This is a genomic window from Rhizobium quercicola (assembly GCF_021168455.1).
In the GTDB taxonomy this organism is placed as follows: domain Bacteria; phylum Pseudomonadota; class Alphaproteobacteria; order Rhizobiales; family Rhizobiaceae; genus Ferranicluibacter; species Ferranicluibacter quercicola.
The window spans coordinates 66,578-88,897 of record NZ_JAJOZR010000013.1 but is presented as its reverse complement, the minus strand read 5'-3'; the positions used below and the strand labels follow the sequence as shown (position 1 = coordinate 88,897).

Sequence of the window (22,320 nt, the reverse complement as noted above, 5' to 3'; positions counted from 1 at the left end):
CGACGAGACGGGCTGCCGGGGCACGGCGGCGGGAGAAAAACATGCATAAACAGATCGTTGAGATTGCCGGCGAAGCCGTCGGCGCTCTGATGCCGCACGCACGCGGCCTACGCTTCATGGCCGTTAAGTTCCATGTCTGGCCGCTCGATGGCAAAGTCTATGCCGATCCCGCCACGGCCCGCGAGGCCGTGACCGCGCACATTGCCGCAACCCGGAAGGCCATGGCCGACCGTGTTCACTAGTGGCGAAAGCAAAGAGAGCGTACGTCAGGGATCGCTGTAACCGGAGGCACGAAGGTCGACCCGATAGCCGCGGGGGTTGCCGGAAAACAGGAGGGTGCCTTCCACCTGCGACTGGGCGGGCACGTAGTCGATGGTCACCTCCCGCGTTTCCACCGCCTGCCCTTCGCCATCCAGCAGCCGCCCCGTCACGGGTACGCCGGCCGCCGTCTTCTTCCCGGCATTGGAGACGACGAAGGATAGCGCGAAACCCTGCATGGTCTGCCGCTGCGCCGTGACGGTGACGCTGAGATCCGGCGCGGCATCCTCGGCCGTCACGCCGTGATAGACGATCATGCCGGTCATGGTAACCACGAGCGCGGTGGAGAGAAGACCCGTGGTCCACTCGATCCAGTGCGGATGGCGGCGGACGATCTTGCGGCGGGAACGTGGCATGACAACCTCACAGGATCAGCCGCGCGGCGGCAGCGCCGATCGCGCCGGGAAAACCGAGCACGATGGTGGACATCAATGTCGGCATGGAGCCGGTGCCGTCGAGCCTGCCGAAACTCCACAGGCAGTAGACGCTGACCAGCAGCGCGATGACGTAGCCCGGCAGCGTGAACCGGATCAGCGCATGCCACCCCGGTGTATCTTCCAGCGCATGCCCGCCCTTGAACGACACGGCGTAGACGAAGGCGTGCATGACGAGGATCGACAGGCCGATGGTCGCCAGCGCGTGCCATGGCGTCATCTTGTAGGAAATCAGGATCATCTCTTCTGTGGGCGCCATGTTGAGGTTGAGAAAAAGCGCACCCACCGCCATCATGAACAGCTCCGCGCCATAGCCACTGTCCGGCGCGTCCTCCGCATCGTCCGGATCCGCGCCCAGCTGGCTACGGCCGAGAAGCGCGCCGATGCCGGCCGGAACGGCCTGCAGCGCGATCTTGCCGAGAAAATCCTGCTCCGCCGTTTCCGGCGTCAGCAGCTTGAACAAAAAGAGGATCATCGCGCTGGCGAGAATGCCGATCGCATAAGCGATCATGGCATCGCGAACATCCTCGCGCCAGGAGACCGTCTTTTCGAACCCGATGCGATGGGCGATGCCCACGAGCAGGGGAACGGTGATAACGAGGAGCAGAGCGAGCCGGAAGCGATCCATGGCAAAGCCGAGATCCCACATTTCCATCGTCATCTGCATGGGCAGGGCAAAGAGAAGGGCCCCGGCGATGCCGCGCCCGAGCCCGGTCACGAAGGCTGTCGTGTGAAACGGCGTGCCGCGCGCCGTGTCGTCGGTCTCCATCACCCCTCCCTGTCCCTCACATGCAAGGTTCTCGCACGCAAAACGGCGCGGCCCAAGGGACCGCGCAATCAGCATACTGCAAAGAGGGTTGCAAAAGGTTATCGTCTCGGAAAACCGAGCGTCGACACCCGGTATTAGTTGTCCAGCCCGCTCGGCAAGGCGGCATCGACCGCGAGCGTCGTCAGGTCGTTTCGCACCTTGGAGATGCCGGGGATACGGTAAGCCAGTGCCTCGACTGCGCGGCGATCCTCTGCCGTCTCCACTTCGCCGGACAATTCGGCAACGCCGCGCAGAACCTTGATCTCGACAGCGGAGGTGTCGATCTCGTGCTCTTCGAGCGCGTTCGACAGCGCCTCCTCCATCCCGTCATCGTCGGTGTCGGCTTCCGGATCATCGCGCAGGATATCCGGGCCACCATGGCCGATCCGAACCGTCTCGTCCGACGTCTCGAAACCGGGATTGCCGGATTCGTCGAAGCCTTCCGCCGTCTCGCCATAGGAGCGGTTGGCGACATCGGTCGGCGAACCGGAGACGTCGTCGGCATAGGGCCAGCCATCCTTCAGGTCCCGGTCCTCGTAATCACGATAGTCTTCTTCGCGGCGTGTGGTCTTCTCGATCATCGTCTGATCCTCGATCTGGTCGTTTCACCCCTCTCAACCGCTGAACGCCGCTTTGGTTCGACCAACCGGCAGAATATATCCGGCCGGGATGCCCAGCCGCGTCATCCCCTTGCCTTGCTCCGCACCTCGTACCGGCGATGTGAGGGTCAGCCGCGACTGAAGTCACCAGCTATGCTACCCTATGCCTCGCGAAGGGGCATATGACGGCGTCCCCAGCCGATCGTCAGCAAAGCTTTTGCCGCGGTCAAAGCACGCCATGAAAAAAGCGAGACCTTCCGGCCTCGCTTTCTCGGTTTCTCTGCACGGTTTCGGTGCGTCGCGCCAGCGTTAGGGTGCCGTGCCCGTTGCCGGTGCCGTGCCGGTTGCCGGAGCGGTGCCCGTAGCCGGAGCCGTGTCGGACGCGGCCGGCGGCGTTGTCGGAGCGGCAGGCGTCGTATCGGCCGGGGCCGTAGCAGCCGGCGGTGTCGCCGCTGCTGGTGCCTCGGCTGCCGGCGGCGTTGCCGTCTGGCTGGCGGGTGCCGGCTGCGTCGCGGTATCGGACGCGTCGTTCGACATTTCCGCCGGCAGCCAGACCAGCAGCGCCAGCACAAGGCCCGCGAGAAGGATGATCAGGACCGGCCAGTTGCTGCGGCGTGCCCGCGCGGCAGGTGCTGCCGGATCGAGCGGACGCTGCGACAGCGGGTCGCCCATCGGTGCTGCCGTCACCGGGTCGATCCCGGCCGTCGGCCGCATGGTCGCCGCATCGGTGCGAAGGGCCTCGTTGGCTCTCGCCGCATCATCGGCGGGCCAAGACGTCGGGTTTGCAGGGCGCTTTTCGTTCGGATCGAAACGCTGGTTCATGATGGCTTCCTCCTTCTGGTTTCGCCGGAGACCGGCACATGGAAAGAAAACGCACCGTCACGGCTTAAGTTCCTGACGGCCGACCGAGGCGCACCTCGCACTAGGCGCCCACAAAAAACGAGCGGCGAAACCCGTTTCGCCGCTCACGCCAATCACCAGAAATCGTGGTCGAGGGAACGTCAGTCCTGCTCGCGCATACCGGGCGTTGCTTCCCGCTGGTCCGCATCTTCGAGATCCGAACGCACGAGGAACACATCGCCCTTCAACCGGGCCGCCTCCCGACGCGCCGCCGCCGACATGACATCGTCGCCCTCGACATCGTCCCCGTCGTTTCCCTTCAACGCCGCCTCACTCTCGATCGGCGTCACATCCTCATCCTGAATATCGAGATTACCCTCGCTCCGCCCCGGCTTCCCACCCACATCTTTGTCGGCCATATCGGTTCTCCTTGTTATCACGCCAGAAAACGCCGGCTGCACGCCAATGTTCCGGAAGAGGAGCGACTGCTTTGGGTCGCTGGGGAAGCGCAGCAGATCGCCGTGGATGGCGAACGAGATTCGGTGCGTCAGGGATGATACGCAAAGGATGATGTGAGATTTGGCTGGGGAACCTGGATTCGAACCAGGACTAACGGAGTCAGAGTCCGTGGGTCTACCGTTAACCTATTCCCCAACGCGCGGGCTGTGCCCGTCGGTGTGCCGGGCTTATAGACAAAAGGAGGCGGGATGCAAAGGGGGTTTTTGAAAAACTTTGCGGGTTGGTCGATCGGGGGGATTTTTCGGGGAGGGTCGGGCGGCGCGCGTGTGGAGCATGCGGGTCCGGCGGGGCGGATTGTCGTTCGGGAAAAAGCAGTTGGCGAAAGGCGGGCGCGCTGGTAGAGTCGGGGCAACGAAAATCGAGAGAGCGTCTTGAGCGACCGGTTAAGGCTTCGCGCGACGCGGTGGTAAGATCAGTGAAAGACCCCGAGCACGGCGATACGCCGTATGAGAGCGGGGCGTCGGCAGCGGCCGGAAACCAGGGGCAGTCCATCCCCGGGTCCGGCAAAGCCAAGCGCAGGCGTCGTAAGGCGGCGCGCAATGGCTCTGCACATGCCAGCTCCCATCAGGCCAGCGCCCAACAGGCGAGCCCCCAAGGCCCCTCCGTCTCCGGAGCAGGCCAGTCCGGACAGACGGTTCTGGACGGCGAACCCGTGCGCAAACGCAAGCGGCGGCGGCGCACGAAGGCGGTGTCGTCTGGCGCCGCGCAGGGCCGCGGCGCTGCGCAGGGCGATGATGCGGTTCATGGTGCCGACAGCAGGGCGTCCGGCGCGGATGCGCATGTCCGCGGTGCGCGACCCCGCGATTCCCAGGCTGCTCATTCCCAAGGAGATGCTCTCGCGTCTCGCGATATCCCGGCGCGCGATCCGCGCGATGCCGCCTTCGAGGGGCCGCGTCATGCGTCCGGCCGCCGGTCGGCCGAGCGGCGGGACGATGCGGGTGCCGCGACAGGGGCCGGCGCCGCGCGCAGCCACACCGAGGGTGGATCGGCGGTGCAGGGCGCGTCCGGCGGCGGTGGGTCGAAGCCCGGGGAGGGGCGCGGGACGGAGCCGGCCGGCAAGGGTCACCGGAACCACAATCACAAGCATCGCCACCGCCGCAATGCCCAGGCGCGCCCGCTGCAGGGCACGGATGTCGTCCGGTCCGGGCGTGACCGCGTCGGGGCGACAGGTCATGACGGTCGTGCGCCCCTGGGGCAACGGCAGGGCCGCCATCCGGGCGCCCAGGCCGGTGCGGCGGCGCAGGCGGATGTACAGGGTGCGGGTGCGCAGGCCGGCATGTCCGGTCGCCCCGTGTCGCAGCAAAGCGGCCATTCGGGGCATCAGCGTTTCGAACAGGGCAGCAATCCGGGCGGCGGGCGTGGCGGGCCGCAGACGGGCGTGCCGAACAGCACGGCAGCCGGCTCCGGACGCGGTTCGCACGGCGCCGGGCCGGGCGCGCCTCACGGATCGGCTGCGGAGAGCGGCTACGCCGCGCGGCCCGGCAGCGTCCATGCGGGCAACCGCGCAGCTTCCAGCGGGCGCGTGGATCTTTTCGAGAGCGAGGATTCGGGCCCGCCGCCGCTCTATGCGGCGCTCGATCTAGGCACCAACAATTGCCGTCTCCTCATCGCGCAGCCGACGCGGCCGGGACAGTTCCGCGTCGTGGATGGCTTTTCCCGGATCGTGCGGCTCGGCGAAGGCCTTGCGGCCAGCGGCCGCCTGTCCGAGGATGCGATGAACCGCTCGGTCGAGGCGCTGAAGATCTGCGCGGCAAAGCTCGGCCATCGCAACATCCGGCGCAGCCGGCTGATCGCGACCGAGGCGGCGCGTGCTGCTGAAAACGGCGTGGTCTTCATGGAGCGCGTGTCTGCGGAAACCGGGCTCGAGCTCGAGATCATCGATCGGGAGACGGAAGCGCGGCTGGCCGTGTCCGGCTGCGCATCGCTGGTCGGGCGCGAGGCGCGCTCCGTCGTGCTGTTCGACATCGGTGGCGGCTCGTCGGAAATCGCGGTGCTGCACATCGGCGACAATCGATCGAGCCGGCTTGCCAATCACATCACCCACTGGACGTCGCTGCCGGTCGGCGTCGTCACCCTGTCGGAGCGCCATGGCGGCCGCGACGTCACGCCGGAAAGCTTCGAGGGCATGATCCGCGAAGTCTCCGGCATGCTCGATCGCTTCGACTGCCCGGCGATCGAGGCCGTTCGCGCAGCGGATGATTTTCATCTCATCGGCACCTCCGGCACGGTCACCACGCTGGCCGGGGTGCATCTCGACCTGCCGCGCTACGATCGCCGCCGGGTGGATGGGCTCTGGCTGTCGGACGACGAGGTCTCCGCCATGCAGGCGCGTCTGCTATCCTGGGATTTCGCGGCGCGCGCCGCCAATCCCTGCATCGGGCCGGATCGGGCGGATCTCGTTCTCGCCGGCTGTGCCATTCTGGAGGCCATCCGCCGCCGCTGGCCGTCGACCCGCATGCGGGTTGCCGATCGCGGGCTGCGCGAAGGCCTTTTGACGGATATGATGGCCGATGACGGCGTCTGGCGCCGCGGCCGAGGCCGCCGCCCGTCGCGTCCCGGCCCGCAAACTGGCTCCGAGGAGGGCCGAAGCTCATGACCAAGCCCCCCATCGGCGGCAATCGTACCGGGCGTAAACTCGGGCAGAAGGTGAAGAAGGGCAAGCTGAAGGCGTCGTCGCGGCGCTGGATCGAGCGCCACATCAACGATCCCTATGTGCAGCGCGCCCAGCTGGAAGGCTATCGCGCCCGCGCGGCCTTCAAGCTTTTGGAGATCGACGAGAAGCACAAGATCCTCACGGGCGCCAAGCGCATCATCGATCTCGGCGCGGCCCCCGGCAGCTGGTCGCAGATCGCCGCCAAGGTCACGAGCTCGACGGATACGGATCCGCGCGTGGTCGCGATCGATTTTCTCGATGTCGATCCGCTGCCCGGCGTCGTCATTCTGAAGCTCGACTTCCTCGATCCGTCTGCCCCCGATGCCCTGATGGATGCGCTGGGCGGCACGCCGGATCTCGTGCTTTCCGACATGGCGGCGCCCACCACGGGCCACCGCCAGACGGACCATATCCGCACCATGCATCTCTGCGAGGTCGCCGCCCACTTCGCCATCGACGTGCTCGGCCCCGGCGGCCACTTCCTCGCCAAGACCTTCCAGGGCGGCACGGAGCGCGAGCTTCTCAACCTTCTGAAGCAGAACTTCCGCCAGGTCCTCCACATCAAGCCGGCCTCGTCCCGCGCCGAATCGGTCGAGATGTTCCTGCTGGCAAAGGACTTCAAGGGCCGGCGCGAGGGCATCTCCGATCACGCCGATCTGCGCGCGGAAGGCCAGGATTTCCGCGACGAGCGCGAGGATGTGACGGAACACGACGAGGAGTGAGCGGCCCCAACGCTCTGTCATTCCGGGCTTGACCGGGAATAGAGCGACCTGACGTCTGTCAGGTCAAAAAAACGCTCCTCAGCCCAAGTCCTTGGGCTGGATGGATTCCGGGTCATGCTCGGAATAACGGAGAGCAAGGTGTCCCATCCTGCAAGATAGACCGTCGCGGCGAGACCTTTACGGTTCTTGTCTTTCCGGGAAGCGGCCCGCCTTAATTACTTCCCCCCAAGCGATTCCAGCTGGGCCTCGCCCTTTTCCCGCGGCGCAGCGCCGTGGCCGGACACTTCGGCGCCGGCGGTCTTCGCCATGCAGATGAAGGGGATGACGGAGGTGAGGGTGATGGCGGAAATGAGCATGAAGGCGAGCTGGAAATCGCCGAGTTCCAGCTGCGTCCCGGTCCAGCGGTTTTCCACTTCCAGAATGGCGCCGGCCACGGCGACGCCGAGCGCCAGGCTCATCTGTTGCAGCACCGCGCTCATCGCGGTCGCCTTGCTGGCCATGGCGTCGGGAATGTCGGCGAAGGAGAGGGCGTTGATGCTGGTGAAGAAGAAGGAGCGGGCAAAGCCCGCGACCAGCAGCACGAGGCACATGACGAGATAGGGCGTGGCCGGCGTGAAGAGGCCGTTGACGAAGGTCAGGACCGTGCCGATCAGCGCCGCGATGATCAGCGTCGTGCGGAAGCCGGCAAAAACGAGCACCCGCTTGGCAAAGAATTTCGTCGTCAGCGCGCCGATGGCGCCGACGAAGGTGATCATGCCCGACTGGAACGGCGACAGGCCGAAGCCCACCTGCAGCATCAGCGGCATGAGGAAGGGAATGGCGCCGATGGAAATGCGGAAGAGCGTGCCGCCGATGGCCGCGGCGCGAAAGGCGCTATCCTTGAAAAGGTTAAGATCAAGCAGCGGTGCCGGGTGGTGCCGGGCATGGCGGACGTAGAGGATGCCGCAGAGAATGCCGATACCGGCCGCGATGGCGCCGACGCTCGGCGGCAGGGCCGGCAGGCTCATGACCGAGAGGCCGAACATGGTGCCGGAGGCGGCGATGGCGCTGAGGAAGAAGCCGGTCACGTCGATCGGCGGCGGCCGGTCGCTGACGACCTCCGGCAGGTAGATGCCGGAAAGAATGTAGCCGAGAATGCCCACCGGCACGTTGATGATGAAGATCCAGTGCCAGGAAAAGAAGGTCGTGATGAAGCCGCCGAGCGGCGGGCCGGCCAGCGGGCCGGTCAGCGCGGGAATGCTCAGGAGCGCCATGGCGCTCACCAGTTCGCTGCGCTGCGTGCTGCGCACGAGCACCAGCCGCGCCACGGGCGTCATCATCGCCCCGCCCATGCCCTGCAGGAAGCGCGCGCCGACGAAGGAGAGAAGGTCGCCGGAGATGGCGCAGAGAATGGAGCCGGCGACGAAGACGAGGATGGCCGAGCGGAAGATGCGCTTGGCGCCGAACCTGTCCGCCATCCAGCCGCTTAAGGGAATGAAGATCGCGAGCGACACCATGTAGGAGGTCAGCGCCAGCTTGAGCGTGATCGGGCCGACGCCGAGATCACGCGCGATGGCGGGCAGGGAGGTCGCAATCACGGTGGAGTCCATCTGCTCCATGAAGAGAGCGACGGCAAGGATCAGCGGAACGATGCGGTTCATGCGAAGGCAAGCCTTTTCGACGGCCTCTCAGGCGCCCGGCCTGTTCCTGCCGGGGACGGCCGTCATGGTGGGGAGCAGATGCCGCTGCGCGGCGGCAGGCGGTCTTGCAGGGTTGTATGGCGAGGGAGATAGAAACGGAACCGCGAAAGTCCCGCATCCGGTCTCACGCGGCAGTCAACTTCCTGTGAAGGTCGGACGGGCGTTCTGTCAATGCGTGCGTCTTGCGCTACCTTCGACGCTCTTGCCAGCGCGATAGGCACCCTGTTCCGGGCGGCGCCTCCGGATCGCGTATCCTGGGCCGCGCTTCCGTTTCAAAGAGGCGCGCGCCGCCCTCGGCGACCGGACCATGAGGTCCGACGACAAAGGAAACGATCGATGCACGGATTTCCCCTCGGCCGACGCACCCTCTTCGCTGCGACCGCCCTCGGCGCCCTGGCCGCGCCCATGCTCATGAAGCGCGCCGCTTTCGCGCAGGATGCCGCGGGGACAAAGGAAACGCCGAAGGCGTCGCCGGGCGGCAAGAGCGCGAGTGTCAAGCTCGGCGATTTCACCGTTACCGTCATCAGCGACGGCCTGCGGTTCGCCGACAAGCCGGGCGAGACCTTCGGCATCGACCAGCCGCCGGAGGCCGTTGCGGCGCTTCTGGACAGGAATTTTCTGCCGACCGACCGCTTCGTCAACGGCTTTTCGCCTGTGGTCGTAGAGACCGGGTCCGATGTGGTGCTGTTCGACACCGGCAATGGCGAGGCGGGGCGTGCCGCCGGCACCGGCCTGCTCCTGGAGGGTCTTCGGGCCGCGGGCTATCCGCCGGAAAGCATCACGCTCGTGGTTCTCACCCACATGCATGGCGATCATATCAACGGCCTGATGGAAGGCGGCAAGCCGGCCTTCCCCAATGCCCGCTACGTCATCGGCGAGACGGAACTCGCCTTCTGGAAGGATCCGGCCCGCATGGGAACGCCCGCCGAGGGCGGCCACAAGGCCGTGCTGAAGAATGTCGTGCCGCTGGTGGAAAAGGCGACGCTGATCGGCGATGGCGCCGATGTCGCATCGGGAATCACCGCCATGGCCGCCTTCGGCCATTCGCCCGGTCACATGGTCTTCCGCCTCTCCTCGCAGGGCAAGGATCTCATGCTCACGGCCGATACGGCCAACCACTACGTCCTGTCGCTTCAGCAGCCGGACTGGCAGGTGAAGTTCGACATGGACAAGGAGAAGGCCGCGGCGTCGCGCCGAAAGGTGTTCGACATGGTCGCGTCCGAGCGGCTGCCCTTCATCGGCTACCACATGCCGTTTCCGGCCATCGGCTATGCCGAGACGCTGGACGCCGGCTATCGCTTCGTGCCGGCGTCGTATCAGCTGTATCTCTGAGCCGAGCGGCCGGTCAGGCCGCGTACATCTCGTCGCGCAGCGAGCGCAGCATGCCGGTCATGCGCTCGCGAATGTCGTCTTCCAGGAAGATCACGCCGGCGGCTTCGAAGTCGGTTTGCAGCCGGTCGAGGATGCCGTTCGGGTTCTCGACGCCGGCCTCCACGATCCCGCGGGCATAGGCGTCGGCATCCGGCCGGTCGATCATGGCGGCGGCCCACAGGCCGATCAGCGCGTTGCGGCGCGCCTCCGCCCGGAAGGCCAGTTCTTCTTCACGTACAAAACGCGTTTCCTGAGCGTGGGCTCGTTTGCGCAGTGCGGTCATCCTGTCAGTCCCCGTTTCTCTCTGTTTCGCCGGCTGCCCTTCTTTCGAGGCGCCGTGAGGAGAGGTGTAGCGGACGCAGCTTAATTCCGTTCCAAAACGCACGGCTAATAAAAGCTGAAAATGCTTCTCCACCGGTCATAGGCCGCAGCGCCGGGGTCTCCCGGCTTTTTCTGTTTCCATCCCGTCACATCCGTGTTACGTGCCCTCGCCAACTTCCATGAAACACTTGCCGCCATTCCCCTCCCAGAATGCCCGGCAGGCGACGCTCCCGCCGGAACCCCGTCCGTCCGGGCGCCTTGCACATTTTTAAAGGAATTGGCCCATGGCGCGCATCATCGAAACGGCTACCGGTCTGGAGGCTCTGACCTTCGACGACGTCCTCCTGCAGCCCGGTCATTCCGAGGTCATGCCGGGCCAGACGAACATCGCCACCCGCATCGCCCAGGATATCGAGCTCAACCTGCCGATTCTCTCCTCCGCCATGGATACGGTCACCGAGGGCCGCCTCGCCATCGCCATGGCCCAGGCGGGCGGCATCGGCGTCATCCACCGCAATCTCTCGCCGGTCGAACAGGCCGAGCAGGTGCGGCAGGTCAAGAAGTTCGAGAGCGGCATGGTCGTCAACCCCGTGACGATCGGCCCGGAAGCAACGCTCGCCGACGCGCTCGGCCTGATGAAGACCTACGGCATCTCCGGCATTCCGGTCGTCGAGAATGCCGGCAAGGGCAACAAGCCCGGCCGCCTCGTCGGCATCGTCACCAATCGCGACGTCCGCTTCGCCTCCGATCCCGGCCAGCGCATCTATGAGCTGATGACGCGCGAAAACCTCATCACGGTGAAGGAAAACGTCGATCAGCAGGAAGCCAAGCGCCTGCTGCACACGCACCGCATCGAGAAGCTGCTGGTGGTGGACGCCGACGGCCGCTGCGTTGGCCTGATCACCGTCAAGGACATCGAGAAGTCGCAGCTGAACCCCAATGCGTCGAAGGATGCGCAGGGCCGCCTGCGGGCCGCAGCCGCCATCTCGGTTGGCGATGACGGGGTCGAGCGCGCCGAGCGCCTGATCGACGCCGGCATCGACCTCATCGTCATCGACACGGCGCATGGCCACTCCCAGCGCGTTCTCGATGCCGTCACGCGCGTCAAGACCATGTCGAATTCGGTCCGCATCATGGCCGGCAACGTGGCGACCGCCGATGGCACCAAGGCGCTGATCGACGCGGGCGCAGACGCCGTCAAGGTCGGCATCGGTCCGGGCTCCATCTGCACCACGCGCATCGTCGCCGGCGTCGGCGTGCCGCAGCTCGCCGCCATCATGTCGGCCGTCGAGGCCGCCCGCGCAGCCGATATCCCCGTCATCGCCGATGGTGGCATCAAGTTCTCGGGCGACCTTGCCAAGGCCATCGCGGCCGGCGCCTCCGCCGTCATGATCGGCTCGCTTCTCGCCGGCACGGATGAAAGCCCGGGCGAAGTCTTCCTGCACCAGGGCCGCTCCTTCAAGGCCTATCGCGGCATGGGCTCCGTCGGCGCCATGGCGCGCGGTTCCGCGGATCGCTACTTCCAGGCGGAAGTGCGCGACACGCTGAAGCTCGTGCCGGAGGGCATCGAGGGCCAGGTGCCGTACAAGGGCCCGGTCTCCGGCGTCCTCCACCAGCTCGCCGGCGGTCTCAAGGCCTCCATGGGCTATGTCGGCGGCAAGACGCTGAAGGATTTCCAGGAGCGCGCCACCTTCGTCCGTATCTCCGGCGCGGGCTTGCGCGAAAGCCATGCCCACGACGTGACGATCACCCGCGAAAGCCCCAACTATCCCGGCGCGTGATCGTTAGAGTTTGTCAGGGATAAGTGGAATCCGGTTATCCCGAAGAGACAAACGTCAACAAGGGAATCCAGAGAATGGCTGGTTCAGAATGAACCTGACAGACTCTGGAATGACCTGAACTCGGGAGGGAGCCGCACGCACGCCGCGCGGCTCCCTTTCCTTTAGCAGAACCTCACCTATGTCTCCGGATATATCGGATGACCGGGCGAGGAGACCAAGCTGCATGACCAATACCGCCATGATCTGGCCCGTGATCGCGCAGGTTCTGCTCGTCTACATCGTCTATGGCCTGATGGGGAAACGGCGCTTCGGCGCCGTACGGCAGGGAACCGCCCGCGCCCGCGATTTTCTGATCCCGTCGGTCGAGCCGGAAACGAGCGCCACGGTGGCGCGAAACCTCACCAACCAGTTCGAGCTTCCCGTCCTCTTCACGCTCGTCTGCACGCTTCTCTATGTCACCGATGGCGTGTCCATCCTGACCGTCTCCGTGGCATGGCTCTTCGTCCTCTCCCGCTATGGCCATGCCTTCGTGCATGTCACTTCCAACCGGCTGATGCTGCGCCACCGGCTGTTCGTCGCCGGTTTTTTCCTGAATGCGCTGCTCTGGCTGCTGCTCGCGATCCACATCGTCTGATCGTTCGGCACATTTCCGCGACCCGTCGGCTTTACCCGGCGCGCGAAGCGATTATCGTCCGGGCCGTGGCCACGCGCACCGGGTATCGAGGGAGAGCATCATGAAACTGAAAGACAAGGTCTGCATCGTCACCGGCTCCGCCAGCGGCATCGGCCGGGCTATCGCGGCGCGATACGTGGCCGAAGGCGCCCGCGTCGCTATTGCCGACCTCAAGCTCGACGCGTCGCACGCCACCGCGGCGGAGCTCTCGGCCTCCGGCCCCGGCGAGGCCATCGGCCTTGCGATGGACGTCACGTCGGAGGATGCGGTGAATGCCGGCGTTGCCGCTGTCGTGGAAAAATGGGGCCGTGTCGATGTGCTCGTCTCCAACGCCGGCGTCCAGATCGTCCACAGAATCGAGGATTTCCCGTTCGAGGACTGGAAGAAGATGCTGTCCATCCACCTCGACGGCGCTTTTCTCACCACCAAGGCCTGCATGCCGCACATGAAGCGCCAGGGCGGCGGCGCGCTGATCTACATGGGCTCGGTGCACTCGCATGAGGCGTCGCCGCTGAAATCGGCCTATGTCACCGCCAAGCACGGCCTGCTCGGCCTTGCGCGCGTGGTCGCCAAGGAGGGCGGGCCGCATGGCGTGCGCTCCAACGTCATCTGCCCCGGCTTCGTGAAGACGCCGCTGGTGGAAAAGCAGATCCCGGAACAGGCGAAAGCCCTCGGCATTCCGGAGGAGGAGGTCGTCAAGCGCCTCATGCTGGGCGGCACGGTTGATACCGAGTTCACCACCATCGAGGATGTGGCCGCGGTCGCGCTGTTCCTCGCCGGCTTCGAAACCAATGCCCTGACCGGCCAGTCGCTGATGGTCAGCCACGGCTGGGGCATGCGATAGAGCCGATCCGGGCCTAGGCGAGCAGCTTCGCCGAGGCGTCGATGACGACCTCGGCCAGCGCCCGGTGATCGGCGGTCCTGCGCGACCGGCCGCGCCAGACGAGCCCGATCTGCCGCGATGGCTGCGGTTCGGCAAAGGGCACGATGCGCATGCGGCTGCGGCCGCGCTCCTCTTTCACCGCAATCTCCGGAATGAGCGTGATGCCCATGCCATGGCTCACCATCTGCAAAAGCGTCGCCATGGAGGTCGCGCCATAATTCGCCACCCGGCGCCCGGCCGACGCGCCGCAGACGGCCAGCGCCTGGTCGCGCAGGCAGTGGCCTTCCTCGAGCAGCAGCAACCGGTCGATGTCCACCTGCGCCTCCGTCATCGGCGACATCAGCACGGTGCTCTCGTCCTCCGCCGTGGCGATCAGGAACCGATCCTGGAACAGCAGCAGCGTCTCCAGCGTCTCCTCGTTCTGCGGCAGCGCCACGATGGCGCAGTCGAGCCGCCCGGCCTTCACATCGTCGACGCACCCCGAGGTGAGCAGCTCGCGCAGCTCGATCTCGAGCTTGGGAAACCGCTCGCGCAGCATGGGAATCAGCACCGGCACCAGATAGGGCGCGACCGTGGGAATGATGCCGAGCCGCAACCGCCCTTCCAGAATGCCCGTGACCTGCCGCGCCCGGTCATACAGCGCATCGACCGACCGCAGGATCGCCTGCACCTCCGGCAGCAGCGCCTCGCCCTGCCGCGTCAGCAGCGCGCCCGCGCGGTTGCGCTCGAACAAGGCGACGCCCAGGTCCTTCTCCATCTCCGCGATCTGCGCGGAGAGCGCCGGCTGGCTGACATTGACCATCTCGGCCGCGCGGCCGAAATGGCGCGTGGTGGCGAGGGCATCGAAATAGCGCATCTGTCGAACGGTCAGCATGATCGGAATTTCCTATCGAACATTACAAGAAATACAATTGGAAATTATCGGAGCCGGATGCGAGAAGAAGGTCGGGCTTCTGATATCTGACGCATGTCGCATTTTTGGCATGTTGGAAGATCAGGATGAGCCTCGGGCCCGAGGGCCAGGGAGGCTCCAGAGGCCTTGCAAGCGGAATTGGGTAAGCAAGCTCGAGACGAGACCTGCAAGCCGACGTGCCGGAGCCCTCTGGGATCCGGCGATGAACGAGCGGGACCGGCATGACCGGACCCGACATGTCCAGACAGGAGGACGAAATGACTGATCGCCCGACAATGACGACGACCGCCGGCGCGCCCGTGCCGGACAACCAGAACTCGCTGACGGCCGGCCCCAAGGGCGGCATCATGCTGCAGGACTACCAGCTGATCGAAAAGCTGGCCCACCAGAACCGCGAGCGCATTCCGGAACGCGCCGTGCACGCCAAGGGCTGGGGTGCCTATGGCACGCTGAAGATCACCGGCGACATTTCCAAATACACCAAGGCCGCCGTGCTGCAGCCGGGTGCGGAAACCCCGATGCTCGCCCGCTTCTCCACCGTTGCCGGTGAGCAGGGTGCCGCCGACGCCGAGCGCGACGTGCGCGGCTTCGCACTGAAGTTCTACACGTCGGAAGGCAACTGGGACCTCGTCGGCAACAACACGCCCGTGTTCTTCGTCCGCGACCCCTACAAGTTCCCGGACTTCATCCACACGCAGAAGCGCCACCCGAAGACCAATCTGCGCTCGGCAACCGCCATGTGGGACTTCTGGTCGCTCTCGCCGGAAAGCCTGCACCAGGTCACGATCCTGATGTCCGACCGCGGCTGTCCGACCTCGCCGTTGCACATGAACGGCTACGGCTCGCACACCTTCTCGTTCTGGAACGATGCCGGCGAGCGCTACTGGGTGAAGTTCCACTTCAAGACCCAGCACGGCCACAAGTTCTACACGAATGAGGAGTCCGAGCAGGTCATCGGCAAGACGCGCGAATCCTATCAGGAAGCGCTGTTCGGTTCGATCGAGGAAGGCAACTATCCGCGCTGGACCGTTCAGGTTCAGATCATGCCGGAACTGGACGCCGAGAAGACCTCGTACAATCCGTTCGACCTGACCAAGGTCTGGCCGCACAGCGAATATCCGCCGATCGAGATCGGCACGATGGAGCTGAACCGCAATCCGGAAAACTATTTCGCGGAAGTCGAGAACGCCGCTTTCTCGCCGTCGAACATCGTTCCCGGCATCGCGTTCTCGCCGGACAAGATGCTGCAGGCCCGCGTATTCTCCTATGCCGACGCACACCGTCATCGCCTCGGCACGCATTACGAGCACATCCCGGTCAACCAGCCGAAGAACCCGGTCCATCACTACCATCGCGATGGCCAGATGAACACGTTCGGCGGGATCCGCACCGGTAACCCGGATGCCTATTACGAGCCCAACTCGTTCAACGGCCCGGTCGAGCAGCCCGCAGCCGTCGAACCGCCGCTGCGGATCGATGGCGACATGGCCCGCTTCAACCACCGCGACGGCAACAACGACTACGTCCAGGTCACGGCCCTGTTCAACCTGTTCGATGCCGACCAGAAGGCCCGCCTGTTCTCCAACATCGCGGCCGCGATGGGCGGCGTTCCCGGCGAGATCGTCGAGCGCCAGCTCGCCCACTTCAAGCTGGTTCACCCCGACTACGAAGTCGGCGTCCGCGCCGCGCTGAACAAGGCGCACGGCTACCAGGCCGACACCATCAGCGCCGACCAGCCCGCCGCCGCCGAGTAATCGGCGTCAAGGTTTCGGTATCGAGAAACCGGGAGCGGAAACGCTTCCGGTTTTTCGCTGTGGGGGAGGGGCAGGAAGTAGGAAGTAGGAAGTAGGAAGTAGGAAGTAGGAAGTAGGAAGTAGGAAGTAGGAAGAAAGACCCTCTCTGGCCTGCCGTCCATCTCCCCCAAAAGGGGGAAGAAGACTTGGGGCGGCCCCCCTTTCCCTCTGCAGGTGTTTCATTGTGGCGTGGTGTGCGGACCACAAGTCTTCTCCCCCTTTGTGGGGAAGATGCCCGGCAGGGCAGAGAGGGCCTTCCTCTCTTTCTTCCTTTTTTCTATCTCAACACCTCAAACGTCCTCAGCCATGCTCCACCGCCGCCGCCGCCTGCGCGGCTTCCGCGCTGGCCTCCGCCTCGCTCTTCACCCCGTTGAAGAACGCATTCAGCGACACCGAAGCGATCGCCGCCAGCAGGATGCCGGATTCGAGCAGCGGGTGGAGATCGTGCGGCAGGGCCTTGAAGAAGGTGGGCGCGACGATGGGGATCATGCCGAAGCCGACGGAGATGGCCACGACGAAGAGGTTGTTGGCATTGGTGCGGAAATCGACGGTCGCGAGGATGCGGGCGCCCGTGGCCGCCACCATGCCGAACATCACGAGGCCGGCGCCGCCGAGCACCACCTGCGGCACGGCTTCCACCAGCGCCGCCATTTTCGGCAGCAGCCCCAGCACGATGAGGATGCCGCCGCCCGCCACCGTCACCCAGCGGCTGCGCACGCCGGTGACGCCGACGAGGCCGACATTCTGCGAAAAGGACGTATAGGGAAAGGTGTTGAAGAGCCCGCCGATCAGCGTGCCCAGCCCATCGGCACGCAGGCCGCGCGTCAGCGCCTCGCGCGTCACCGTCCGGCCGGTGATGTCGCCCAGCGCCAGGAACATGCCGAGCGATTCGATCATCACCACGATCATGACGATGCACATGGTGATCGAGGGCACGAGGTGAAATTGCGGGATGCCGAAATGGAACGGCAGGATGATGCCGACCCAGGCGGCCTGGCCGACCTTGTCGAAATGCATCATGCCGAGCGCGCCGGCCAGCACGCAGCCGGCGACGATGCCGAGGAGCACCGCGATGTTGCGGGCGAAACCCGTCGTCCAGCGCAACAGGGCGAGGATGACGAGGAGCACGAAGAAGGCGACGCCGAGCCCCGGCAGCTGCGCATAGTTCGGGTTCGGAAAGGCGCCGGGCACGCCGTCGACCACCTTCATCATCGTCGGCTGGCCCCCGCCGGCCCAGTTGATGCCGACCCGCATGAGCGAGAGCCCGATGACGAGGATGATGGTGCCGGTGACGACCGGAGGAAACAGCGGCAGCAGCCGCGAGATGAACGGCGCGACGAGAATGCCGAAGAGGCCGGCGACGATGACCGAGCCGAAAATGCCGAGCAGCCCCACATCCGGCGCGTTCGCCATCGACAGCATCGGCCCGAGCGACGCGAAGGTCACGCCCATCATCACCGGCAGGCGGATCCCCACGCCGGGAAAGCCGAAGCACTGGATGAGCGTGGCGATGCCGCAGGCGAAGAGATCCGCGCTGATGAGGAAGGCGACCTCCTCCGGCGCGAGATTGAGCGCCCGCCCGACGATCAGCGGCACGGCGACCGCGCCCGCATACATCACGAGCACATGCTGCAGCGCCAGCGGCGCGAGAAGAGTGGGGGCAAGCGTCTGGTCGACGGGATGGACTGAGGCGGTCATGGATCGCTCCGCTACGGCATCGCCCGCTCGCAAGCACTCGTTCGCGCGCCGCGAGAAAGCCATGCACCGGTTTCAAGGTCCGCGGCCCGAATGCCCGTGGAAGAGGCAAGACGGGGATGCGGGCAGGCTCGAAGATGCGATCAGGGTTCGACTGTCCGGCTTGCCCGCGCCCGCGCCGCCCCTCGGCCACGCAGAGACCCGAAAACCGTCACTCCCGTCTTCCCGATTCCATGTTGCCGGAGGCGCGGTGTCAGGCTGCCGGCCCCGATGGCGGTCAGTATGGCGCAGGCGAAACAATGCGTCCAGAGGTTGATGTCCGGATGTGGATATCTTTGAAACGAGGCTGCGATCGGACTACCAGCCGGAGAGAAGCTGGTTCTGCCGGGCACGCGGAATGCGCGCCAGGCCCTTGAGGTCGCCGTCGAGATCGTCGCCCGTCACCTGCGGCGTGATGTTGTCGAGGCAGGCGGTGATGTGGTTGCTGATCGCGGTGGACAACGAGGGCGAAAGGCCCGGCCGCTTCATGATGCCGATCTGCACCGGGGCAAGCGCGGGAAAACCGTCGGCCTGCGTCAGCACCTTCATGCCGCTGCGCAGGGCGGATTCCGGCAGCACGGAAACGGCCATGCCGGCGAGCACGGCAGCGGCGACCACGGTCGAGGACCAGCTGGTGAAGAGGATGTTATACTCCTTGCCGGTTGCATCGAGCGCTGAGCAGGCGGCCTGCCGCCAGCCGCAGTCGCGCTTGCCCACGGCCAGCGGCACCGAGGCGTTTTCCGGCAGGGGGTGGTTGGCGGAGCTGACCCAGCAGAGCGGCTCGGTTCGCACGACGTCGGATGCGCGAATGCGCGGATTGTGGGTCACGAGCGCGATATCGAGCTCGCCGCGCGCCATCTTCTCGGCAAGGTCCACCGACGGTTCGCAGACGATGAACAGCTCGACATTCGGATGGGTTTTGGCAAAGCGGACGATGATTTCCGGCATGTAGCGGTCGGCATAGTCGTCGGGCGTGCCGATGCGCAGCGTGCCTTCCAGCCGGTTGTCGTCAAAGGCGGCGACGGCCTCGTTGTTGAGGCGGATCATGCGGCGGGCATAGTTGAGCAGCTTTTCACCCTCGCTGGTCAGCCGGTTGCCGCGCCCGTCCTTGGCAAACAGCGCCTTGCCGATTCGCTCTTCCAGGCGGCGCATCTGCATCGACACAGCCGATTGCGTCTTGAACACACGCTCCGCCGCTCGGGTAAAGCTTCCCGTATCGGCGATCGCGACGAATGTCTGGAGCTGGTCGAGGTCGAGAGGAGCGGCCATGGCGGTGCCTATAAGTTTGTTTGATCAATACCATTAGAAACATTCGTTGGACTGATCAATATCGATTTGCGACTGTCGGGCTGCAAACAACGTCCTCCCAACCTCCGCGGCGCGAATGCTCCGGTCAACATCCATCCAGCCTGCGCCCGCTCAAGGACGTGGGATGACCTACCCGTGCCTTTTCAGGAGCAAAGCCCATGCGCACGCCACAGACCGCCCTTGATGTCACCTTTGCCGGCAAGCCGGCCGCGCTGCGCGTCTTCGCGCTGGCGCAGGGTCTCGTGACGGTTTGGCGCCTCCTGAAGAATCGCCGCGCCACAGGCCATCTGCACGAGCTTGACGACCGGCAGCTTGCCGATATCGGCTTGACCCGGAACGATGTGCGCGATGCCAGCATGTCGTCCTTCTTCGAGGATCCGAGCCGCCATCTCACCCGGGCCGCCCGCGAGCGCGCCAACCGCTATTACCGGGATGTGCGCAGCCGCTGATCCCTGATCCGTCTCTTTGGCGTCGCGTGCTCTCCCCGGGCCTGCGGCGCCCGGATGATGCGGCCGCTCGCATCATCCACGTTCCCCGCAGGGTGAGAGCCAACGACCCTGCCGCTTGCCCGGCGCTCCGACACGTTCGGCGCCGGGCTTTTTTCTGCGCGAATGCCGGGCTCTCAGCTTTTGGGCTGGAACGGCTTGAAAAGCCCGTCGATCGCCTTCTGATATTCCTTCTGCGCCTCGATGCCGCTGTCGAACATGGTGTTGAACATATCCACGACCGGAGCCTTCGGTGCCGGTGGGGCCTCGGCGGGCTTTGCCTGGCCTTGCGGGGATGCCATGCTCATCATGTCCTGAAAGGCCTTCATGAACGGGTTTCCGGCAAACATGTCCGGTGCCGCCTGCGGCTTCTCCGGTGTCTTCGGCGGCGTGAAGAACGCCTGCATCGTCTGCGTGAACGGGTTGTCGAAGGGGTTCGGCATGGCCGGCGTCTCCTTCTTGCGGGCAAGGCCGACAGCCTCCAGCCAGGTCTGCATCGCCGGGCCGAACGGGTTGTCGCCAAAGGTCGTCGGCGTGCCCATCTGCCCGGTCGCCTGCTTGAACAGCCCGCCCATGATGGCGCTCGCCACCACCGGCAGCATCTGCCGGTAGATGTCCTGCCCGATCCCGGTCAGCTGCGCGGCCTGTGCCGCCACGGCGCCCGACATATCCTTCGAGCCGAAGATCTGCCCGAGCGCCGCCTGCCCGTCGGCCAGTCCCTGGGGGGTGAAGGCCTTGGTCATGTCCTCGAAATATTTGGCATAGCCGCCGCTGCTCATGGAGGCGAGAAACGTGCCGAAGTCATAGGGGTTGGCGGCGTTGGTCTTCAGCCCGACGGAAAAGGCGGGCATCAGCGCCGCCGTCGCCTTGGCCATCTGCTCCTGCGCCAGCCCGAACTGCTGCGCCATGACATCCATGGCACGCCCGTTCTGTGCCTGCATCATCATGTCGAATAGGGGGATCATCGTCTCATCCTTGTTGCAGGCAGCGCGTCAGCCTGCACTATAACGGGAAAAAGACGTTAGGAAATTGCTTTCTAAGGCAAGGGGCGCCGATACCCGGCTCAGTAGGCGTAATCCTTGAACACCGGCTCGACCGAGCCGTTCCACCGGCCCTTGTAGAGCGACAGCATCTCCTGCGCGAGCGTCGTGCCGCGGGCGACGACCTCGTCCAGCGGCGCGAGGAAATGGGTTTCGTCGATGCCTTCGCCGTTCAGCCGGTTGCGCGCTTTCAGGCCCGCACGCGAGACGGAGAGCACGTCGCGGGCAATCTCGCCGAGCTTGCGGCCGCGCACGGTCGCATCGAGCCCTTGCGCTGGCACGGCGTCGCGCAGCGCGATCACGTCCTCATAGGTCCAGTCCTTCACCAGTTCGGCAGCGCTCGCAAGGGCGGCATCGTCATAGAGCAGGCCGACCCAGAAGGCGGGCAGGGCACAGATGCGCCGCCAGGGGCCGCCATCCGCGCCGCGCATTTCGAGAAACCGTTTCAGCCGCACATCGGGAAACAGCGTCGAGAGATGGTTGGTCCAGTCGCCCATATTGGGCTCCCAGTCGGCAAGCTCGCCCTTGAGCGCGCCGGCCATGAACTGGCGGAAGGTCACATGGGTACAGTCGTGATAGCGCCCGTCGCGCACCACGAAATACATCGGCGCATCCAGCGCCCATTCGACATATTCCTCGAAGCGGAAATGGCCGGTCAGGGCCGCGGGCAGCACGCCGGCGCGCTGGTTGTCGGTATCCCGCCAGATCTCGCCGCGCCAGGATTGCAGCCCGTTCGGCTTGCCCTCCGTGAAGGGCGAGCTGGCGAACAGGGCGGTCGCCAGCGGCTGCAGCTTCAGCGACACCTGCATCTTGGCGGCCATGTCGGCTTCCGACGAGAAATCCAGATTCACCTGGATCGTGCAGGTCCGGTACATCATGTCGAGCCCCTGTGTGCCGACCTTCGGCATGTAGCGGGTCATGATGTCGTAGCGCGACTTCGGCATGCGCGGCGTTTCCGCCAGCGTCCATGTCGGGCTGCCGCCGATGCCCAGGAAGCGGATGCCAAGCGGCTCGGCGATATCGCGCAGCACGGCCAGATGCGTGTTGGATTCCTTGCACGTCTCGTGCAGCGTCTCGACCGGCGCGCCCGACAGCTCGAACTGCCCGCCCGGCTCCAGCGAGATCGCGCCGCGGCCGCTCGGCTCCACGAGGCCGATCAGATGACCGGCATCGATGATCGGTTCCCAGCCGGTCTTCTGCTGCATACCCTCCAGAAGCGTCAGGATGCCGGCATCGCCGGCATAGGGCACGGGGCTGTCGTCGGCGGTGTAGAACACGAATTTTTCGTGCTCGGTGCCGATGCGGAAGGCCTCTTTTGGCTTGTTGCCGCCTGCCAGATATTCGGTCAACTCGGAAACGGAGGTCACCGGGGTCTGGTCGGTGGTATCGCGGGCCATGGGCATCGTCTCGGTAACGGAGAAACCCGGCCGGAGAGCAGGGCATGAG

21 protein-coding genes and 1 tRNA gene are annotated in these 22,320 nt (G+C 65.4%); 9 read left to right on the top strand and 13 right to left on the bottom strand.

The features are described from left to right. The first annotated feature begins 41 nt into the window (after positions 1–41). Positions 42–242 carry a hypothetical protein gene (locus tag LRX75_RS19040; RefSeq protein WP_231816239.1) on the top strand — a complete coding sequence of 67 codons (201 nt, stop codon included), beginning with the start codon at positions 42–44 and terminating at the stop codon, positions 240–242. A 24-nt stretch (positions 243–266) separates the two neighbouring features. On the opposite strand, the gene LRX75_RS19035 is transcribed toward LRX75_RS19040, so the two are convergent. The 6 genes from LRX75_RS19035 to LRX75_RS19010 form a co-directional block, all read right to left on the bottom strand. Continuing rightward, entirely contained in the window at positions 267–674 is a 408-nt protein-coding gene (locus LRX75_RS19035) for a TIGR02588 family protein (protein WP_231816238.1), read from the bottom strand. 7 nt (positions 675–681) lie between these two features. Then, the gene (locus LRX75_RS19030) at positions 682–1,521 is read right to left on the bottom strand and encodes a TIGR02587 family membrane protein (protein WP_231816237.1); all 840 of its coding nucleotides are present in this window, start codon (positions 1,519–1,521) and stop codon (positions 682–684) included. A gap of 134 nt (positions 1,522–1,655) precedes the next feature. Beyond that, the gene (locus LRX75_RS19025) at positions 1,656–2,141 is read right to left on the bottom strand and encodes a BON domain-containing protein (RefSeq protein WP_231816236.1); all 486 of its coding nucleotides are present in this window, start codon (positions 2,139–2,141) and stop codon (positions 1,656–1,658) included. A 327-nt stretch (positions 2,142–2,468) separates the two neighbouring features. Then, positions 2,469–2,981, bottom strand: coding sequence for a hypothetical protein (locus LRX75_RS19020; protein ID WP_231816235.1), 513 nt, complete (start codon positions 2,979–2,981; stop codon positions 2,469–2,471). Positions 2,982–3,160: 179 nt separating this feature from the next. Continuing rightward, complete coding sequence (locus LRX75_RS19015) at positions 3,161–3,418, bottom strand: hypothetical protein (protein WP_231816234.1); 258 nt, start codon at positions 3,416–3,418, stop codon at positions 3,161–3,163. 161 nt (positions 3,419–3,579) lie between these two features. After that, positions 3,580–3,653 (bottom strand) — tRNA-Gln (locus LRX75_RS19010). A 517-nt stretch (positions 3,654–4,170) separates the two neighbouring features. Here LRX75_RS19010 and LRX75_RS19005 point away from each other — a divergent pair. Then, on the top strand, positions 4,171–6,114 hold the full coding sequence (locus LRX75_RS19005; RefSeq protein WP_338110339.1) for a Ppx/GppA phosphatase family protein: 1,944 nt from the start codon (positions 4,171–4,173) through the stop codon (positions 6,112–6,114). Beyond that, the gene (locus tag LRX75_RS19000) at positions 6,111–6,893 is read left to right on the top strand and encodes an RlmE family RNA methyltransferase (RefSeq protein ID WP_231816233.1); all 783 of its coding nucleotides are present in this window, start codon (positions 6,111–6,113) and stop codon (positions 6,891–6,893) included. The genes LRX75_RS19005 and LRX75_RS19000 overlap by 4 nt, the downstream gene beginning before the upstream one ends. Positions 6,894–7,108: 215 nt before the next feature. On the opposite strand, the gene LRX75_RS18995 is transcribed toward LRX75_RS19000, so the two are convergent. Then, complete coding sequence (locus LRX75_RS18995) at positions 7,109–8,533, bottom strand: MFS transporter (RefSeq protein WP_231816232.1); 1,425 nt, start codon at positions 8,531–8,533, stop codon at positions 7,109–7,111. 375 nt (positions 8,534–8,908) lie between these two features. On the opposite strand from LRX75_RS18995, the gene LRX75_RS18990 reads away from it, so the two are divergent. Further along, positions 8,909–9,904 (top strand): MBL fold metallo-hydrolase, encoded by a 996-nt coding sequence (locus tag LRX75_RS18990; RefSeq protein WP_231816231.1) that lies wholly within the window; start codon positions 8,909–8,911, stop codon positions 9,902–9,904. A 13-nt stretch (positions 9,905–9,917) separates the two neighbouring features. Here the strand turns inward: LRX75_RS18990 and LRX75_RS18985 are convergent, their stop codons facing one another. Further along, on the bottom strand, positions 9,918–10,226 hold the full coding sequence (locus LRX75_RS18985) for an ATPase inhibitor subunit zeta (RefSeq protein ID WP_231816230.1): 309 nt from the start codon (positions 10,224–10,226) through the stop codon (positions 9,918–9,920). A 322-nt stretch (positions 10,227–10,548) separates the two neighbouring features. Between LRX75_RS18985 and guaB the strand changes: the two genes are divergently transcribed. From guaB to LRX75_RS18970, 3 genes are all read left to right on the top strand, one after another. Next, positions 10,549–12,045, top strand: a complete 1,497-nt coding sequence (gene guaB / locus LRX75_RS18980; RefSeq protein WP_113149060.1) for an IMP dehydrogenase — start codon at positions 10,549–10,551, stop codon at positions 12,043–12,045. A 223-nt stretch (positions 12,046–12,268) separates the two neighbouring features. Further along, on the top strand, positions 12,269–12,679 hold the full coding sequence (locus LRX75_RS18975; RefSeq protein ID WP_231816229.1) for an MAPEG family protein: 411 nt from the start codon (positions 12,269–12,271) through the stop codon (positions 12,677–12,679). A 100-nt stretch (positions 12,680–12,779) separates the two neighbouring features. Further along, positions 12,780–13,562 carry a 3-hydroxybutyrate dehydrogenase gene (locus tag LRX75_RS18970; protein WP_231816228.1) on the top strand — a complete coding sequence of 261 codons (783 nt, stop codon included), beginning with the start codon at positions 12,780–12,782 and terminating at the stop codon, positions 13,560–13,562. Between the two features lie 13 nt (positions 13,563–13,575). Here the strand turns inward: LRX75_RS18970 and LRX75_RS18965 are convergent, their stop codons facing one another. After that, entirely contained in the window at positions 13,576–14,475 is a 900-nt protein-coding gene (locus LRX75_RS18965; protein ID WP_231816227.1) for a hydrogen peroxide-inducible genes activator, read from the bottom strand. Positions 14,476–14,771: 296 nt separating this feature from the next. On the opposite strand from LRX75_RS18965, the gene katA reads away from it, so the two are divergent. Next, positions 14,772–16,268 carry a catalase KatA gene (gene katA, locus LRX75_RS18960; RefSeq protein WP_231816226.1) on the top strand — a complete coding sequence of 499 codons (1,497 nt, stop codon included), beginning with the start codon at positions 14,772–14,774 and terminating at the stop codon, positions 16,266–16,268. A gap of 339 nt (positions 16,269–16,607) precedes the next feature. On the opposite strand, the gene LRX75_RS18955 is transcribed toward katA, so the two are convergent. Together LRX75_RS18955 and LRX75_RS18950 are read right to left on the bottom strand one after the other, a co-directional pair. Then, complete coding sequence (locus LRX75_RS18955; protein ID WP_231816225.1) at positions 16,608–18,005, bottom strand: nucleobase:cation symporter-2 family protein; 1,398 nt, start codon at positions 18,003–18,005, stop codon at positions 16,608–16,610. A 354-nt stretch (positions 18,006–18,359) separates the two neighbouring features. Then, a complete protein-coding gene (locus tag LRX75_RS18950; protein WP_231816224.1) occupies positions 18,360–19,310 on the bottom strand; it encodes a LysR substrate-binding domain-containing protein in 951 nt (316 codons plus the stop codon). Positions 19,311–19,507: 197 nt separating this feature from the next. Here LRX75_RS18950 and LRX75_RS18945 point away from each other — a divergent pair, with 197 nt between their 5' ends. Beyond that, positions 19,508–19,798: a DUF1127 domain-containing protein gene (locus tag LRX75_RS18945; RefSeq protein ID WP_231816223.1), complete on the top strand. Its 291-nt coding sequence runs from the start codon at positions 19,508–19,510 to the stop codon at positions 19,796–19,798. 173 nt (positions 19,799–19,971) lie between these two features. Here LRX75_RS18945 and LRX75_RS18940 read toward each other — a convergent pair whose 3' ends face one another. Together LRX75_RS18940 and LRX75_RS18935 are read right to left on the bottom strand one after the other, a co-directional pair. After that, the gene (locus LRX75_RS18940) at positions 19,972–20,799 is read right to left on the bottom strand and encodes a DUF937 domain-containing protein (RefSeq protein WP_231816222.1); all 828 of its coding nucleotides are present in this window, start codon (positions 20,797–20,799) and stop codon (positions 19,972–19,974) included. 98 nt (positions 20,800–20,897) lie between these two features. Then, on the bottom strand, positions 20,898–22,271 hold the full coding sequence (locus LRX75_RS18935) for a glutamate--cysteine ligase (protein ID WP_231816221.1): 1,374 nt from the start codon (positions 22,269–22,271) through the stop codon (positions 20,898–20,900). Positions 22,272–22,320: the final 49 nt, after the last annotated feature.

Excerpts from the sequence above, each read along its gene's own strand:
- LRX75_RS19020 (WP_231816235.1), bottom strand. The coding sequence starts at position 2,981 with ATGAACCAGCGTTTCGATCCGAACGAAAAGCGCCCTGCAAACCCGACG.
- LRX75_RS18985 (WP_231816230.1), bottom strand. The coding sequence starts at position 10,226 with ATGACCGCACTGCGCAAACGAGCCCACGCTCAGGAAACGCGTTTTGTA.
- guaB (WP_113149060.1), top strand. The coding sequence starts at position 10,549 with ATGGCGCGCATCATCGAAACGGCTACCGGTCTGGAGGCTCTGACCTTC.
- LRX75_RS18945 (WP_231816223.1), top strand. The coding sequence starts at position 19,508 with ATGCGCACGCCACAGACCGCCCTTGATGTCACCTTTGCCGGCAAGCCG.
- LRX75_RS18950 (WP_231816224.1), bottom strand. The coding sequence starts at position 19,310 with ATGGCCGCTCCTCTCGACCTCGACCAGCTCCAGACATTCGTCGCGATC.
- LRX75_RS19040 (WP_231816239.1), top strand. The coding sequence starts at position 42 with ATGCATAAACAGATCGTTGAGATTGCCGGCGAAGCCGTCGGCGCTCTG.
- LRX75_RS19030 (WP_231816237.1), bottom strand. The coding sequence starts at position 1,521 with ATGGAGACCGACGACACGGCGCGCGGCACGCCGTTTCACACGACAGCC.
- LRX75_RS18955 (WP_231816225.1), bottom strand. The coding sequence starts at position 18,005 with ATGACCGCCTCAGTCCATCCCGTCGACCAGACGCTTGCCCCCACTCTT.
- katA (WP_231816226.1), top strand. The coding sequence starts at position 14,772 with ATGACTGATCGCCCGACAATGACGACGACCGCCGGCGCGCCCGTGCCG.
- LRX75_RS19000 (WP_231816233.1), top strand. The coding sequence starts at position 6,111 with ATGACCAAGCCCCCCATCGGCGGCAATCGTACCGGGCGTAAACTCGGG.
- LRX75_RS19035 (WP_231816238.1), bottom strand. The coding sequence starts at position 674 with ATGCCACGTTCCCGCCGCAAGATCGTCCGCCGCCATCCGCACTGGATC.
- LRX75_RS18935 (WP_231816221.1), bottom strand. The coding sequence starts at position 22,271 with ATGGCCCGCGATACCACCGACCAGACCCCGGTGACCTCCGTTTCCGAG.
- LRX75_RS19025 (WP_231816236.1), bottom strand. The coding sequence starts at position 2,141 with ATGATCGAGAAGACCACACGCCGCGAAGAAGACTATCGTGATTACGAG.
- LRX75_RS19015 (WP_231816234.1), bottom strand. The coding sequence starts at position 3,418 with ATGGCCGACAAAGATGTGGGTGGGAAGCCGGGGCGGAGCGAGGGTAAT.
- LRX75_RS18940 (WP_231816222.1), bottom strand. The coding sequence starts at position 20,799 with ATGATCCCCCTATTCGACATGATGATGCAGGCACAGAACGGGCGTGCC.
- LRX75_RS18970 (WP_231816228.1), top strand. The coding sequence starts at position 12,780 with ATGAAACTGAAAGACAAGGTCTGCATCGTCACCGGCTCCGCCAGCGGC.
- LRX75_RS18990 (WP_231816231.1), top strand. The coding sequence starts at position 8,909 with ATGCACGGATTTCCCCTCGGCCGACGCACCCTCTTCGCTGCGACCGCC.
- LRX75_RS18975 (WP_231816229.1), top strand. The coding sequence starts at position 12,269 with ATGACCAATACCGCCATGATCTGGCCCGTGATCGCGCAGGTTCTGCTC.
- LRX75_RS18995 (WP_231816232.1), bottom strand. The coding sequence starts at position 8,533 with ATGAACCGCATCGTTCCGCTGATCCTTGCCGTCGCTCTCTTCATGGAG.
- LRX75_RS18965 (WP_231816227.1), bottom strand. The coding sequence starts at position 14,475 with ATGCTGACCGTTCGACAGATGCGCTATTTCGATGCCCTCGCCACCACG.